Annotated in this window: 16 protein-coding genes and 1 pseudogene; 10 read left to right on the top strand and 7 right to left on the bottom strand. The window is 65.1% G+C overall.

Annotated elements, in window-relative coordinates:
• Nucleotides 1-61: 61 nt before the first annotated feature.
• From PG897_RS07835 to PG897_RS07815, 5 genes and pseudogenes are all read right to left on the bottom strand, one after another.
• Nucleotides 62-529, bottom strand: coding sequence for a GyrI-like domain-containing protein (locus PG897_RS07835; protein WP_024942214.1), 468 nt, complete (start codon nt 527-529; stop codon nt 62-64).
• A 40-nt stretch (nt 530-569) separates the two neighbouring features.
• Nucleotides 570-725, bottom strand: coding sequence for a pleiotropic regulatory protein RsmS (rsmS, locus tag PG897_RS07830; RefSeq protein WP_010634402.1), 156 nt, complete (start codon nt 723-725; stop codon nt 570-572).
• An 82-nt stretch (nt 726-807) separates the two neighbouring features.
• Entirely contained in the window at nt 808-1,278 is a 471-nt protein-coding gene (locus tag PG897_RS07825; protein WP_017766008.1) for an acyl-CoA thioesterase, read from the bottom strand.
• Nucleotides 1,279-1,298: 20 nt separating this feature from the next.
• Nucleotides 1,299-1,598 (bottom strand): hypothetical protein, encoded by a 300-nt coding sequence (locus tag PG897_RS07820; protein ID WP_024942213.1) that lies wholly within the window; start codon nt 1,596-1,598, stop codon nt 1,299-1,301.
• Nucleotides 1,595-2,445: pseudogene (locus PG897_RS07815) on the bottom strand (EamA family transporter). The gene PG897_RS07820 and the pseudogene PG897_RS07815 overlap by 4 nt, the downstream one beginning before the upstream one ends.
• Nucleotides 2,446-2,507: 62 nt before the next feature.
• Here PG897_RS07815 and PG897_RS07805 point away from each other — a divergent pair.
• Both PG897_RS07805 and PG897_RS07800 read left to right on the top strand, forming a co-directional pair.
• The gene (locus tag PG897_RS07805) at nt 2,508-3,158 is read left to right on the top strand and encodes a tellurite resistance TerB family protein (RefSeq protein WP_024942211.1); all 651 of its coding nucleotides are present in this window, start codon (nt 2,508-2,510) and stop codon (nt 3,156-3,158) included.
• 137 nt (nt 3,159-3,295) lie between these two features.
• Nucleotides 3,296-3,814, top strand: a complete 519-nt coding sequence (locus PG897_RS07800; protein ID WP_080689561.1) for a GNAT family N-acetyltransferase — start codon at nt 3,296-3,298, stop codon at nt 3,812-3,814.
• A gap of 40 nt (nt 3,815-3,854) precedes the next feature.
• On the opposite strand, the gene PG897_RS07795 is transcribed toward PG897_RS07800, so the two are convergent.
• Nucleotides 3,855-5,294 carry an aminotransferase-like domain-containing protein gene (locus PG897_RS07795; RefSeq protein ID WP_024942209.1) on the bottom strand — a complete coding sequence of 480 codons (1,440 nt, stop codon included), beginning with the start codon at nt 5,292-5,294 and terminating at the stop codon, nt 3,855-3,857.
• Nucleotides 5,295-5,416: 122 nt separating this feature from the next.
• Here PG897_RS07795 and PG897_RS07790 point away from each other — a divergent pair, with 122 nt between their 5' ends.
• The 8 genes from PG897_RS07790 to PG897_RS07755 all read left to right on the top strand — a co-directional run bounded on the left by PG897_RS07790 (nt 5,417) and on the right by PG897_RS07755 (nt 11,872).
• Complete coding sequence (locus PG897_RS07790) at nt 5,417-6,988, top strand: cytochrome ubiquinol oxidase subunit I (RefSeq protein WP_024942208.1); 1,572 nt, start codon at nt 5,417-5,419, stop codon at nt 6,986-6,988.
• Nucleotides 6,988-8,127, top strand: a complete 1,140-nt coding sequence (gene cydB / locus PG897_RS07785; RefSeq protein ID WP_017779409.1) for a cytochrome d ubiquinol oxidase subunit II — start codon at nt 6,988-6,990, stop codon at nt 8,125-8,127. The genes PG897_RS07790 and cydB overlap by 1 nt, the downstream gene beginning before the upstream one ends.
• 16 nt (nt 8,128-8,143) lie before the next feature.
• The gene (gene cydX, locus PG897_RS07780) at nt 8,144-8,266 is read left to right on the top strand and encodes a cytochrome bd-I oxidase subunit CydX (protein WP_017766001.1); all 123 of its coding nucleotides are present in this window, start codon (nt 8,144-8,146) and stop codon (nt 8,264-8,266) included.
• 78 nt (nt 8,267-8,344) lie between these two features.
• The gene (locus tag PG897_RS07775) at nt 8,345-9,304 is read left to right on the top strand and encodes an MBL fold metallo-hydrolase (RefSeq protein WP_201883024.1); all 960 of its coding nucleotides are present in this window, start codon (nt 8,345-8,347) and stop codon (nt 9,302-9,304) included.
• Nucleotides 9,297-9,626, top strand: coding sequence for a hypothetical protein (locus PG897_RS07770; protein WP_024942206.1), 330 nt, complete (start codon nt 9,297-9,299; stop codon nt 9,624-9,626). The genes PG897_RS07775 and PG897_RS07770 overlap by 8 nt, the downstream gene beginning before the upstream one ends.
• Nucleotides 9,614-10,474 (top strand): DUF692 domain-containing protein, encoded by an 861-nt coding sequence (locus PG897_RS07765; protein ID WP_201883022.1) that lies wholly within the window; start codon nt 9,614-9,616, stop codon nt 10,472-10,474. Before PG897_RS07770 ends, PG897_RS07765 begins: the two co-directional genes overlap by 13 nt.
• Before the next feature lie 43 nt (nt 10,475-10,517).
• Nucleotides 10,518-11,261: a putative DNA-binding domain-containing protein gene (locus PG897_RS07760; protein ID WP_024942205.1), complete on the top strand. Its 744-nt coding sequence runs from the start codon at nt 10,518-10,520 to the stop codon at nt 11,259-11,261.
• Entirely contained in the window at nt 11,258-11,872 is a 615-nt protein-coding gene (locus PG897_RS07755; protein ID WP_201883020.1) for an HvfX family Cu-binding RiPP maturation protein, read from the top strand. The genes PG897_RS07760 and PG897_RS07755 overlap by 4 nt, the downstream gene beginning before the upstream one ends.
• An 84-nt stretch (nt 11,873-11,956) precedes the next feature.
• Here the strand turns inward: PG897_RS07755 and PG897_RS07750 are convergent, their stop codons facing one another.
• Nucleotides 11,957-13,138 carry an MFS transporter gene (locus PG897_RS07750; RefSeq protein WP_024942203.1) on the bottom strand — a complete coding sequence of 394 codons (1,182 nt, stop codon included), beginning with the start codon at nt 13,136-13,138 and terminating at the stop codon, nt 11,957-11,959.
• Nucleotides 13,139-13,421 lie beyond the last annotated feature (283 nt).

The raw sequence follows: 13,421 nt of genomic DNA, 5'->3' as shown, positions 1-13,421 counted from the left end.
CCGAGTCAGCCCCTCGTCTGGGTTAAACCTGGCCGGTTTACCAGGGCAGAGCGCGGTATGTTCAGGCGATGGCCTGGCGCGGCAGCACGGCGAGCCAGAGTTCGACCTCGCCGCTGCCGGTGTCCGGGTCAAAGGCGGCGCCATAGCGCTCGAAGTCTGGCTTGTGGGCCGACTGGTAAGCGGACTGCGCCAGCCACTCCAACGCCAGCTGCCAGGTGTGCGGCATGGTCGAGACATGCCCCCGGTGCAGGAAGACGGCATAGGTCTGGGGCTCGATGCGCATCCGCCCCAGCGTCTTGGGCAGCACCTCCAGCGCGGCGACCTCCACCGCACACATGTATTCGCACTCGGTGGCGGTCACGCCGCAGATGACGCCATAGGCATGCTCGCCCAGCTGGCCCGGCAGCGGACCCAGGGCGCTGAAATCACTCCACTGGCCGCCGAAGTCGGCGTGGGCGAAGGCATGGTGACGGCGCAGGCCGGCAAGCTGCATGGGGCGGCCGGTTTCGAAACGAACGGGATCCGTCATGACACCTCCTGTGCAAGGTGGGGTGGCAAGGCAACCTTGCTCAGCACTCCTTGCCTTCGCTGAGCTTGCGCTGATAGTCCGCGGATACGATGGCCAGCGCCGCCAGGGCGAGGGCCGGCTCAATCCGGTTGGTCTCCAGCAGTTCGATGAGATCCACCGCGAGCTGGACCTCGGGCGGGGCAGTTTCCAATGACATGACAGACTCCGTAACGGGGAAAACGCCATTATACAGGGCCGCTCCCGGATGGGGACCTGTCTGGTGTTGCGGGCGACCCGGCTTAGAGGTGCTGGCGCATCTCCTGGTCGATCTGCTCGCGCAGGGCCATCAATTTGAGGGCGTACTGCTGCAACTGCCGATCGCTCTCGCTCTGCGGTTGCCACTGGGGCACAGGGGTCGGTTTGCCGTGCTCGTCCATGGCCACGAAGATGATGATGCAGTGGGTGGTCTTGTGGCGCTCCTGCTGGGTCGGGTGGCGGCTGTAGACATCCACCGCCAGGTGCATGCTGGTGGTGCCGGTGTGGATCACCTGGGCGTGTACCTCCACCAGCTGGCCTATCTGGATGGGGCGCAGAAAGCGGATCCCCCCCACATAGACGGTCACCGCGTAGCCGCCACACCAGCCGGCGGCGCAGGCGTAGCCGGCCTGATCGATCCACTTCATCACCATGCCGCCGTGCACCTTGCCGCCGAAATTCACATCGGCGGGCTCGGCCAGAAACTGCAGGGTCAGCTCGCGGGGTGGGGTCATGGGGTCTCCTTGATTGAGGGTCATTGCCGGTAGCTCTTGCGATAGGCGTCTGCCTGCTGGCAGGGGGCCAGGTTGTTGAGATCGGGCCGCTTGTTGCCCTCCCGTTGGCCGAAGCTGGCGAACTCCTGCTGGCACTTGGCAGCCTTGCCGCCCGCCTTGATGCAGGCGTCGATCCGCTGTTGCTTGCCCTGTTCGACCAGCTGTTGCTGGGCCTGCTGGCAGGCCGCATCCAGCTTGGCCTGTTTGGCATCTCTGTCCTCCACTGCGGCCAGCAGGGGGAGCGAGAGGGCACAACCGAGCAGCAATACGAGCATCTTCATGATGATTTTTCTCCTGATGGGGGGCGTCCGGCGATGACCAGGGCGATCCCCCCCAGGATGCCCAGGGTCGACAATACCAAGCGCAGCGACCAGGACTCATCCAACCAGATGAGCCCGGCCAGGGCGGCGAGCAGGGGCACCAGCAGCTGGACGCTGGCGGCCAGGGTGCGGCCAAGGTGGGGCAGCACCAGATACCAGAGCGCATAGCCAAGGCCGGAGGCCAGCGCCCCCGAGGCCAGGGCATAGCCGATGGCGGCGGGGCTGGTCTGCAGTTGCCCGAGCAACAGATAGAGCAGGGCGGCCGGCAGACTTGCGCGCAGAAAGTGGCCGGCGTTGGCTGCGACCGGGTCGGCAAAGCGTGAGGCCCGCAGGGTATAGCCGGCCCAGGCGATGCCGGCCACTATCATCAGGGCCGCCCCCAGCGGATCCGGCGCGCTGAGGCCGGGCAGCAGCAATACCACCAGGCCCGCCATGGCGAGCAGCAGGCCGAGCCACTGGCGGCGGGGCAGGGGCTCCCCGCGCAGCAGGGGCGGCGCCAGCATGCTGAGCTGGACGGCGGCAAACAGCAGCAGGGCGCCGGTGCCCGCGGTCAGGGTGAGGTAGGAGAACGAGAACGCCGCGCCATAGGTGATGAGGGCCAGGGCGCCGCCCCAGTCCCCCTGGCGGGGGATTTTTGGCGCGCGCCGCACAGCAACACCAGCACCAGGGCGCCGCTGGTCAGGCGCAGCAGGGTGAAGAGGGCGGGATCCATCCGCTCTTCGAACAGGGCGAGCCGGCAGAGCACCGAGTTGGCGGCGAACGCTATCAGGGTCAGCAGGGTCAGCGACAGCAGGCGGGGCAGCGGCATCCATTCACCTTGAGTTCAGTGGGGCAGGTTCAGCATGGTTCACCATCCAACGAGGAGGTCCCATGAAACAAATGCTGGAGCAATTGATGGGAGCTGGCAAGGGCTGGCTCAACGAAGGTGGCGACAGCCGCAAGGCGCAGATGAAGGGGATGGCGCAAGGGGGCCTCGCCGCCGGTGCCATGGCCCTGCTGCTTGGCAACAAGAAGGTGCGCAAATATGGCGGCAAGGTGGCGGCGGTGGGCGGCGCAGCGGCCCTCGGCGGCCTGGCCTACAAACTCTATCAGGACTGGCAGGCCCAGCAGTCTGCCCCGGCCCAGCCGACCCAGCCCCTCGATACCCTGCAGGGCAATGCGCTGGATGCCAGAGCCGCCCTCCTGGTGCGCGCCATGGTGGCGGCGGCCCGGGCCGACGGCCATATCGACAACGACGAGCGTCAGAAGATCCAGCAGTACCTGACCGAGCAGGGCCAGAGCGATGCGGCCCGCTGGATTGATGCCGAACTGGCCCGCCCCCTCGATCCCCACGCCCTGGCGCGGGAGGTGACCGACATGGAGCTGGCCACCGAGGTCTATCTCGCCTCCCTGCTTGCCATCGACGTGGATCACTTCATGGAGCGCGGTTATCTGGACGAGCTGGCGCGCGCCCTCAAGCTCGATGAGAACCTCAAAGGCAGCATTGAGCGCCAGGTGGCTCAGCTGGATGTTCCCGCCTGACCCCCGCTCAGTACATGGATTGTCGATAAGGCCCCGTGACGGGGCCTTGTTGTTTTCGGATGCCGGCCAAAGGCTGTTGCGGCACTTCTTGTCTGGCCGGGCAGCCACTATGATGGAGCCCGGGTCAAAGGGAGCAGATGAGACCGTCTCATCGCCAGGGCACATCATCGTCAGGACACAGAGGCAAGGAGCATTCATTGGAAATACGCAAGGCACGTGAGCAGGACATAGACGCCATCCTCGAGCTGAATCGGCAGATAGGGGAGATCCACTTCGCGCAGGCGCCGCAGGTATTCTGCCCGCCATCCCCCGAGGAGCGGGCCTTTCTGCTGGCAGCCATCGCCGCCGAAGGGCGCCTGTTTTGCGTGGCCGAGCAGGAGGGATCCGTGGTGGGCTTTCTGACCGCCCGCATCGACATCAACGAGACCATCCCGTTTCTGAGCAAGGAGCCCATCTGCCGTATCGGCACCCTGGTGGTCGATGAGGGGCACCGCTCCCGGGGGATCGGCAAGGCGCTGATCGCCCATTGCGATGAGTGGGGCAAGGCGCAGGGTGCCAGCCAGTTGCGGCTGGAGGTGATGGCATTCAACGAGCGCGCCAAGGCGCTCTACGAGAGGTTGGGGTTCAAGATGCTGTCACAGACCATGGCCAGATAAGCCCGTTTCAACCAGATAATTTCGCAAGGAAAAGGCCCCGTCATGGGGCCTTTTGGTCTTTGACGGGAGCTGTGTCCAGCTGTTGGTGAATCAGTTCGGCCAACCGGGTGAGGGCCGCCTCCAGCTGCTCGCTCCAGGGATGGGAGCTGTTGAGTCGCAGGCAGTGGTTGTGCAGCCCCTTGCTGGAGAAGAGGGCGCCTGGCGCCAGCGAGAAACCGCTGGCCAGCGCCTGGGCGTGCAGGGCGCGACTGTCGAAGCGCGGGTCAAACTCGAGCCAGAGAAAGTAGCCGCCATCGGGGGAGGAGATGCTCACTTCCCCCGGCAGCAGGCGCAGCAGGGCGGCCCGCATCTGCTGCTGGCGCTGGGCCAGGGTGTGGCGCAGCCGGCGAAAGTGGGCATCCACCCCGCCCTGGCGCAGCATCTCGGCCAGCGCCAGCTGGCTGGGCACATTGGTGGAGAGGGTCGACATCAGCTGCAGCCGTTGCACCCGCTCGGCGTGGCGACCCGCCACCACCCAGCCGACCCGAAAGCCCGGTGCCAGGCACTTTGAGAAGGAGCTGCACAGCAGGCTCTCGCCCCGGGTATCCCAGTATTTGATGGGCCTTGGCCGCTCACGGCCGAAATAGACCTCGGCATAGACGTCATCCTCCACCAGCGCCACCCCGCGTCGGTTGAGCAGCGCCATCAGCGCCTGCTTGTGCTCATCCGGCATGGTGTGACCGAGCGGGTGCTGAACATTGCCCATCAGCCAGCATGCCTTGATGGGGCGCTGGGCAAGGGCCTCCTCCAGCAGGGCGAGATCGATGCCCACCCCCGGGATCACCGGGATCTCCACCGCATTGAGCTTGAGCCGCTCGATGGCCTGCAGGGCGCCATAGAAGGTGGGGGACTCCACCACCACCCAGTCACCGGGCTCGGTCAGCACCTGCAGACTGAGGGAAAGCGCCTCCATGGCACCGGTGGTAATGATGATCTGCTGGGGATCCACCGCCAGCCCCTCGCTGGCGTAACGCTGGGCGATGGCCCGGCGCAGCGCCTCGTTGCCGGGGGGCAGGTCTGCCACCGTGCTGAAGGGGTCGAGCCGGCGCATGCAGCTGGCCAGCGCCCGCCCGAGCTGGGGATGAGGGAACAGGGTGGGGTCGGCCACCGACATACCAAGGGGCACCAGCCCCCGTGACTTGCTCGCCTGCAACACCTCGAACACCAGATCGTTGATGTCCACCGAGCCGCTGTAGTGCGCCTGCTGGGGCAGGCTGGCGGCAGGACGGGAAGGCGCCGCCTTGACGTAGTAGCCGGACTGGGGGCGGGCGAGTATCCGCCCCTGGCTCTCCAGCAGCTGATAGGCCTGCAGCACCGTCATGGGGCTCAGGCCATGGGTCTTGCAGCTCTGGCGGATGGAGGGGATGCGCTCGCCGGGTTGCCACACCCCGGCTTCAATCTGCTGTTGCAGGCGGTCGGCCAGCTGACGGTAAAGGGACATGTGATGCAGTAACTGTTATAGGTGTAATTCAATATAACTGCATCTGTTATAGGTGTCATGCTCCGTGGTGTACTTGTCTCGCACAAAACGTGCAAGGTAAATACAACAAAAGAGAGTGACGCATGATCAATCCGGATGACGTGGTCAGCCTGTCGCGCCTGCAATTTGGCGCCACGGCCATGTTCCACTTCCTGTTTGTGCCCCTCACGCTGGGGCTGTCCTGGATCCTGGTGATCGCAGAGTCGGCCTATGTGATGACCGGCAAGGTGATCTACAAGGACATCACCCGTTTCTGGGGCAAGCTGTTTGGCATCAACTTCGTGATGGGGGTGACCACAGGCATCACCCTGGAGTTCCAGTTCGGCACCAACTGGGCCTACTACTCCCAGTATGTGGGGGACATTTTCGGCACCCCGCTGGCGGTGGAGGGGTTGATGGCCTTCTTCCTCGAGTCGACCCTGGTGGGACTCTTCTTCTTCGGCTGGGACAAGCTCTCCCGCGGTCAACATCTGCTGGTGACCATGCTGGTGGCGCTCGGTTCCAACCTCTCCGCGCTCTGGATCCTGATCGGCAACGGCTGGATGCAGAACCCGGTGGGCGCCGAGTTCAACCTGGTGACCCAGCGCATGGAGCTGGTGGACGTGGCCGCGGTGATCTTCAACCCGGTGGCCCAGGTCAAGTTCGTGCACACGGTGGCGGCGGGCTATGTAGCCGCCTCCCTGTTCGTGATGGGGGTGAGCAGCTGGTATTTGCTGCGCCGCATGGAGGTGCGCTTCGCCCTGCGCTCCTTTGCCATCGCCTCGGGCTTTGGGCTGGCCGCCATTCTCTCGGTCATCGTGCTGGGTGACGAGTCGGGTTATCGCACCGGCGAGGTGCAGAAGGTCAAGCTGGCCGCCATCGAGGCGGAGTGGGAGACGGAGCCCGCGCCGGCCGCCTTCACCCTGTTCGGCTTCCCGGATCAGGGGGCCGAGACCACCCACGCAGCCATCAAGATACCCTATCTGATGGGCATCATCGCCACCCGCTCCCTCGATGAGGCGGTGACCGGCATCAAGGATCTCAAGGCCCAGCACGAGACCCGCATTCGCAGCGGCATGGTGGCCGCCGGGGCGCTCGAGCAGATCCGCGCCGGCAACGACTCGGCCGAGAATCGTGCGCTGTTCGACCAGCACGGTCAGGATCTCGGCTACGGGCTGCTGCTCACCCCCTATGCCAGCAACATCGCCAAGGCCGGTGAGGCCGAGATCGCCAGGGCGGTAGAAGACTCGGTGCCGCAGGTGGCGCCGCTGTTCTGGGGCTTTCGGATCATGGTCGGGTTGGGCGTCGTGATGCTCGGGCTGTTCGTGGCGGGTTTCGTCCAGCTCTGCCGCAACCGGCTGCTCGCCTCGTCCCGCCTGCTCAAGGCGCTGCTGTGGAGCATTCCGCTGCCCTGGATTGCCATCGAGGCGGGCTGGTTCGTGGCCGAGTTCGGTCGCCAGCCCTGGACCATCAGCGACGTGCTGCCGGTGTCGGCCTCGGTGTCGCTGCTGCAGCCGGGCCAGCTCTGGTTCAGCCTGATCTCCATCTGTTTCATTTACTCCTGCCTGCTGGTGGTGGAGTTGTTCCTGCTGCGCCGCGTGATCCGCCAGGGGCCCGCCGTGCTGCATACCGGCCGCTACAGCGGTGAACAACCCGAACTTGCGAGGATCGCCTGATGGATTATGAAACCCTGAAACTCATCTGGTGGGGGCTGGTGCTGTTCATGTTGGTCGGCTTCATCGTGATGGATGGCTTCGATCTGGGCATCGCCATGCTGCTGCCGGTGGTATCGAAAGAGGATGAAGACCGCCGACTGGTGATCAACAGTGTGGGGCCGGTGTGGGAGGGCAACCAGGTGTGGCTCATCGCCGGCGCCGGCGCCCTGTTCGCCGCCTGGCCGCTGGTCTACGCCGCCGCCTTCTCGGCGCTCTATGTGCCCATGATAGTGCTGCTGCTTGGCCTCTTCCTGCGCCCGGTGGGGTTTGACTATCGCAGCAAGCTGGCTGATCCCCTCTGGCGCCGCTGGTGGGATCGCGCCCTGGTGGCTGGGGGTCTGGTGCCGACCCTGGTGCTCTCTGCCGCCATCGCGCTGGTGATGCAGGGCCTGCCGTTTCGCTTCGACAGCGCACTGCGCCTGCACTACGGGGCCTTCGATTTCCACTGGAGCTGGATTGTCAGCGTGGTGGCGACCGGGGTGAGCCTGTTGCTGCTGCACGGTGCCAGCTTCCTGCAAGCCAAGGTAACGGGCACCCCTGCACTGCGGGCTCGTGGCCTCGCCATCCTGCTGGCACCGCTGGTGACCCTCTGCTATCTGCTGGCTGGCTGGCATCTGCTGGGGTTGCCGGGTTATCAGCTGACCGGCCTGGCGGGCCAGCCCTTTGACCCCAATGCCGCTATCAGCCCACTGATGAAGGGGGTGATCCCCCACGCCTGCGGCTGGCTTGGCAACTACTTTGACTACCCGCTGCTGTGGCTGGTGCCCCTCATCGGCGCCCTGGCACCGCTGGCCAGCGGCATCGCCGCCTGGCAGGAGAAGGGACGGCTGGCGCTGCTGGCCAGCGGCCTGGCCTGCGCCGCCATGCTCTGCTCGGTGGCCATCGCCCTGTTCCCCTTCGTGCTGCCCTCGTCGCTGGATCCGGCCAGCAGCCTGACCCTGTGGGACGGCACCTCCAGCTTCAAGACCCTGACCATCATGTTCGGGATCGTGCTGGTGCTGATGCCCATCAACCTCGGCTACACCGGCTGGGTCTACCGGGTGGTGCGCGGCAAGCTGGATCGTGCCGGCATCAAGCGCGACAGCCATCAACTCTACTGACCCCAAGGGAGCCGCTATGTGGTACTTCACCTGGATTTTGGGCCTGGGTTTCGCCCTGCTGCTGGGCCTGTGCAACCTGCTCTGGCTGGAAGCACGCTGGGAAGCCGATGAACGGGATGAGCCCCGCTCTCAACCCTGATCCCCCTCGGTCGGGGAGGGCAGACACTGCCTTGCCCCGACCCCTTTCTCTTGTCATCCAACCGACAGGTAATCCGTTATGAAACAGACAATCAAAGCGGTGACGCTGGCCATCGGCTGCGCGCTCGCCACCGCGCCGGCCTGGGCCGAGCCCGTACAACTGACGCCACTGGACAAGGCATTCACCCTGCAGGTGCTCGGTAGCGGCGGCCCCATCTCCGACGATCTGCGCGCCTCCTCTAGCGAGGTGGTCTGGTGGAAGGGCAAATCGCGCATCCTGATCGATGCCGGTGGCGGCGTCTATCTGCGCTTCGGCCAGGCGGGCGCCAAGCTCGAAGAGGTCGACTTCATCGGCATCACCCACTTTCACACCGACCATGTGACCGACCTGCCTGCGCTGCTCAAGGGGGCCTACTTCTTCAAGCGCAGCGATCCCCTCGATCTGGCGGGGCCGCAGGCCGGCTCGGCCTTCCCGAGCATGAGCGGCTACTTTGACGCCCTGTTCAACCCGAGTAAGGGGGCCTATGCCTACCTCGGCGGCTTCAAGGATGGCACCGATGGTCTCTTCCCCATCAATGTGCACGATGTGCCCTACCAGACACCCCAGCCCCATCAGGTCTATCAGCAGGATGGCCTGACCATCACGGCGCTTGGCATCCCCCACGGGGACGTGCCCTGTCTGGCCTATCGCATCGAAAGCGCCGAGGGGACCATCGTCATCTCGGCGGATCAGAACGGCAGCAACCCGGCCTTTGTGCCGTTTGCCAAGGGGGCCGACATCCTGGTGATGCCGCTCGCCATCCACGAGGGCGCTGATCCCGTATCCGCTTCGCTCCATGCCAAGCCCTCGGTGGTCGCCAGGATTGCCGCCGAAGTGAACCCCAAGCTGCTGGTGCTGAACCACTGGATGGGGGTCGGTCTCAATCACAAGAAGGAGGCGATGGCCATCGTCAAGCAGCGGTTCCACGGCCAGGTGGTGGCCGCCCGCGATCTCTCCAGTTACCCCGTTTCATCCGTCAAGGAGTCCAGCCATGAGTAACGCACACAGCAACAAGAGCTCCCGCAAACTGAGCCTCTCCATCGCCATGACCGGCCTGATCGCGCTGACCCCCGGGCTTGCGCTGGCGGCCACCCCGAGCGAGGCGCCGGTGAAGGCGGCGCCGAGCGAACAGCACGGCGGCAAGTGTGCGGCCGGCAAGTGCGGCACCGAGAAGCGCTTCGAGAAGCAGGCCCTCGACAGCGATCCGCAGGGCCGGCTGGTGCGCGCCCGCGATGGCAAGTGTGGTCTGGCGGAGCAGGGGATCAACGGCGAGACCCAGCGCCAGGAGAGCAAGATGACGGAGGGGGTATGCGGCCAATAAGCGCCAGCAGCCGTGGCGTGGGGCTGCGCCAGGAGCATCTGGCCCAGCTCTGTGCGGTGCCTGCCCGCCCCGGCATCGATTTTCTCGAGCTGGCGCCGGAGAACTGGATGGCCATTGGCGGCGCCAGGCGGGAGCAACTGCAGCAGATCGCCGCGCGCTATCCGCTGGTGGCCCACGGGCTCAGCCTCTCCCTCGGCGATTGCCAGCCGCTCAATATGACCCTGCTCGGCCAGATCCGCGCCTTTCTCGACGAGTTTGGCATTGAGATCTACAGCGAGCACCTGAGCTTTTCCCGCGATGCCCGGGGCTATCTCTATGAGCTGCTGCCGGTGCCGCGCCAGTGGGAGAACCTCCCCTATCTGGCGGAACGGATCCGGCAGGTACAGGATGCGCTGGCCCGCCCGTTGGTGCTGGAGAACATCTCCTACTACCACGGCTATGAGCACGAGATGGCGGAGGAGGCGTTTCTGACCGAGCTGGTGGCGCGCAGCGGCTGCGAGCTGCTGCTCGACATCAACAACGTTTTTGTGAACAGCCGCAACCACGGCTACTGTCCCGAGCGGATGATTGCCGGGCTGCCGGGCCAGGCGATCCGCTACTTCCATATCGCCGGCCATCTGGAAGAGGCGGACGGCACCCTGCTGGATACCCATGGTCGTCCGGTCTGCGAGGAGGTGGTGGCGCTGGCCCGTTATACGGTGCAGACCCACGGCCTGCGCCCCCTGCTGCTGGAGCGGGATCATCATCTGCCCCCCTTGCCCGTGCTGGAGGCCGAGCTGGCCCGGGTCCATCAGGCCTGCTGCGAGGTGATGGCGCATCCTGCGGGTCGGGAGGTGTGTCATGACTAGGCGAGAGCAAGCGGCATGGCCTGCCGCAGCGGTCCCGCCCCGGCTGTGGCAGCAGACCGAGTGGCTGGCCGGTTGCATACGGGAGTCGGCAGTCGAGCTAGCCCCCCACTATGTGCGCAGTGTGCGGGCCAATGTCGAGGCGGTGCTGGAGAGTACCTTCGCGCTTACCCTGAACCACCTGACGCCGGTTGAGCGCGATGCGCTGGTGAATGGCTTCGTCGCCCACCATGGCGCGATCGAGCCCGCCTTTCACCAGATTGCCACCGAGCTGGTGCGCCATGTGCAACTTCGCCAGGGGGAGGGTTGGCTCAACTGGCCCGGGCTGCGGCTGGCGCTGCTGGAGTATGAGTGGGCCTGCCTGTGCGTCGAGATTGACGAGGCGCAGGTGCCGCACCCGCTCGCAGGGGAAGCGGTGGAGATGGGCAGCCCGCTCTGGCTCAATCCCACCCTGCAGTTGCTGACGCTGCCCTTTGTGATCCAGCAGGGGCGGGTGGTGGCAGCCGGTCAGGCGCCTCAGCTCTGCGCCCTGTTTCGCTGCCCTGCCCATCAGCTGGTCAGCCAGGCGCTGCGCGAATTCGATGTGGCCCTGCTGCAGCTGCTTGGGCAGCAGCAAGGGGTCAGCGTGGCCGGGTTGGCCGCCCAGGTGCACCCCTATCGCAGCGGTTTTGATCTGCTGGGGTGGGCCCGCCATTTTCACCGGCTCGGCCTGCTGGTCACTCAACCGCCATCCATAGAACCCCCATCCATTGAACGTCAGGTACCCCCTTTCCAAGGAGACATCCCATGAACAACACCCTTATCCATTGGTACGAGCGGGCCGTGGCCCAGTGCAAGCGGCTCGATTTTCTGGCCCTGCTGGCCATTCGCCTCTACCTCATCCCGGTCATCTATGTGGGGGCCCACTCCAAGGTGGTGGGGTTTGCCGGCACGGTCGCCTGGTTTGGCGCGCCAGCCTCGGAAGGGGGGCTCAACCTGCCGTTCCCGACCCTGCTCGCCTTTCTGGCGGCGGGCACCGAGGTGCTGGGCTGCATCTGCATCGCCCTTGGTCTCTTTACCCGGGTCATGGCCATTCCGACCATCTTCCTGATGAGCGTGGCGAGCGCCATGGTGCACTGGAAGCACGGCTGGGATGCCATCGCCACCGGCAGCATGGAGGCGACATTGCGCCTCAACGGCTTTATCGAGTGGCTGGCCGCCAACTTCCCCGGTCGTTACAACTACATCACCGAGCTTGGGGATCCCGTGATGCTCAACAACGGGATGGAGTTTGCCGCCACCTACTTCGTGATGCTGCTGGTACTGCTGGTACTGCTGGTGTATGGCGGCGGTCGCTACGTCAGCCTCGACTACTGGCTGGCACGCGCCGTGACAGGCAAGGGCGGGCCGCAAGCGGCATAACAAAAACAAAATAAACAGAGCGTGAAAGCGAAACGAGCGGCATCAGCCGCTCGTTTCTATTTTGCAGAGCAAAGGCCTGCGGCTTCAGTACTGGGGGCAGGCCTGTGCCATCCGGGTGGCTTGCCGCTCGCTGACATGGGTGAGGCCGTAGGCCAGCAGCACGATCAGCGCGCCGATCCAGGGGGTGTGCATCAGACCCAGGTGTTCCACCACCAGGCCGCCGACCACTGAGCCCAGCGCGATGCCGACGTTGAAGGCGGCGATATTGAGGCCGGAGGCCACATCCACCGCCCTCGGCGTGTGTTGCTCGGCCTGTTTCACCACCAGCACCTGCAGGCCCGGCACGTTGCCAAAGGCAAAGGCGCCCCACACCAGCACGGTCAGTACCGCCAGCACCGGGTGCGGCGCGGTGAAGGTGAGCACCAGCAGCACCATGGCGAGACCGGCAAACAGCAGCTTCAGCGCTGGCAGCGGGCCCATCTTGTCGGCCAGCTTGCCGCCCCAGATATTGCCGACGGCGACCGACACTCCGTACACCAGCAGAATGAGGCTCACCGCGCCGGCGCTAAAGCCGCTCACTTGCTGCAAGATGGGGGCGAGGAAGGTAAAGGCGGTGAAGGCGCCGCCGTAACCGAGCGCTGTCTTGGCGTAGACCAGCAGCAGCGGCTTTTTGGTCAGCACCGAGAGCTGCTCGCGGATGGTCGAGGCCGCCCCCTTGGGCAGGTTATTGGGGATCAGCAGCAGGCTGCCCACCATGGCGACCAGGCCCAGCAGGCTCACCACCAGAAAGGTGTCGCGCCAGCCGAAGACCTGACCAATCCAGGTGCCGAGCGGGACGCCGGTCACCAGGGCTATGGTGAGGCCGCTGAACATGATGGCGATGGCGCTGGCCGCTTTCTCTTTGGCCACGAGGCCGGTGGCAATGGTGCTGCCCACCGAGAAGAAGACCCCGTGCGCCAGCCCGGTGAGGATGCGGGCGACGATCAGGCTTTCGTAGCCGGGGGCTTGCCAGGCGAGCAGGTTGCCGGCGGTAAAGAGCGCCATCAGCCCCACCAGCAGCCACTTGCGCGGCACCTTGCCGGTCAGTGCCGTCAGCACGGGAGCGCCGATGGCCACGCCAAGGGCATAGAGGCTGACCAAGAGGCCCGCCGAGGGGAGCGAGACATTCAGCTGCTCGGCGATGGTGGGGATGAGCCCCACGATCACAAATTCGGTGGTGCCGATCGCAAAGGCACTTAAGGTAAGGGCAAACAACGCCAGTGGCATAACAACTCCTTGGATGGTGACTCCCGACGGGAGAATGGCGCCAGTATGCCGAGGTGGTTTGTTGGCAAAAATGACGGCGACATCAAATTACTTTTGCCAAATAAGCAGCAATGGAACAGTGGAAGGAGGAGTGGCTGAGGCAACGCGGCAAGTACAACTGGTAGCGCACGAGGTGGGGGCAGAGACAACGCGTACGGCAGCAATCCGTGCATAGCGAGCCAGGACAACGAGAAAAGAGGAAAGAGGAAAAAGTTAAGAGGAAAGATTTAAGAAACAAAGGGTT

The sequence above is a fragment of the Aeromonas sp. QDB20 genome, assembly GCF_027707805.1.
GTDB lineage: Bacteria > Pseudomonadota > Gammaproteobacteria > Enterobacterales > Aeromonadaceae > Aeromonas > Aeromonas dhakensis.
The sequence above is the reverse complement of the archived record's forward strand: the minus strand, read 5'-3'. Positions and strand labels throughout refer to the sequence as shown.

Coding starts and splice junctions, on each gene's coding strand:
- PG897_RS07835 (WP_024942214.1), bottom strand. CDS start 529: ATGACGGATCCCGTTCGTTTCGAAACCGGCCGCCCCATGCAGCTTGCC.
- rsmS (WP_010634402.1), bottom strand. CDS start 725: ATGTCATTGGAAACTGCCCCGCCCGAGGTCCAGCTCGCGGTGGATCTC.
- PG897_RS07825 (WP_017766008.1), bottom strand. CDS start 1,278: ATGACCCCACCCCGCGAGCTGACCCTGCAGTTTCTGGCCGAGCCCGCC.
- PG897_RS07820 (WP_024942213.1), bottom strand. CDS start 1,598: ATGAAGATGCTCGTATTGCTGCTCGGTTGTGCCCTCTCGCTCCCCCTG.
- PG897_RS07805 (WP_024942211.1), top strand. CDS start 2,508: ATGAAACAAATGCTGGAGCAATTGATGGGAGCTGGCAAGGGCTGGCTC.
- PG897_RS07800 (WP_080689561.1), top strand. CDS start 3,296: ATGAGACCGTCTCATCGCCAGGGCACATCATCGTCAGGACACAGAGGC.
- PG897_RS07795 (WP_024942209.1), bottom strand. CDS start 5,294: ATGTCCCTTTACCGTCAGCTGGCCGACCGCCTGCAACAGCAGATTGAA.
- PG897_RS07790 (WP_024942208.1), top strand. CDS start 5,417: ATGATCAATCCGGATGACGTGGTCAGCCTGTCGCGCCTGCAATTTGGC.
- cydB (WP_017779409.1), top strand. CDS start 6,988: ATGGATTATGAAACCCTGAAACTCATCTGGTGGGGGCTGGTGCTGTTC.
- cydX (WP_017766001.1), top strand. CDS start 8,144: ATGTGGTACTTCACCTGGATTTTGGGCCTGGGTTTCGCCCTGCTGCTG.
- PG897_RS07775 (WP_201883024.1), top strand. CDS start 8,345: ATGAAACAGACAATCAAAGCGGTGACGCTGGCCATCGGCTGCGCGCTC.
- PG897_RS07770 (WP_024942206.1), top strand. CDS start 9,297: ATGAGTAACGCACACAGCAACAAGAGCTCCCGCAAACTGAGCCTCTCC.
- PG897_RS07765 (WP_201883022.1), top strand. CDS start 9,614: ATGCGGCCAATAAGCGCCAGCAGCCGTGGCGTGGGGCTGCGCCAGGAG.
- PG897_RS07755 (WP_201883020.1), top strand. CDS start 11,258: ATGAACAACACCCTTATCCATTGGTACGAGCGGGCCGTGGCCCAGTGC.
- PG897_RS07750 (WP_024942203.1), bottom strand. CDS start 13,138: ATGCCACTGGCGTTGTTTGCCCTTACCTTAAGTGCCTTTGCGATCGGC.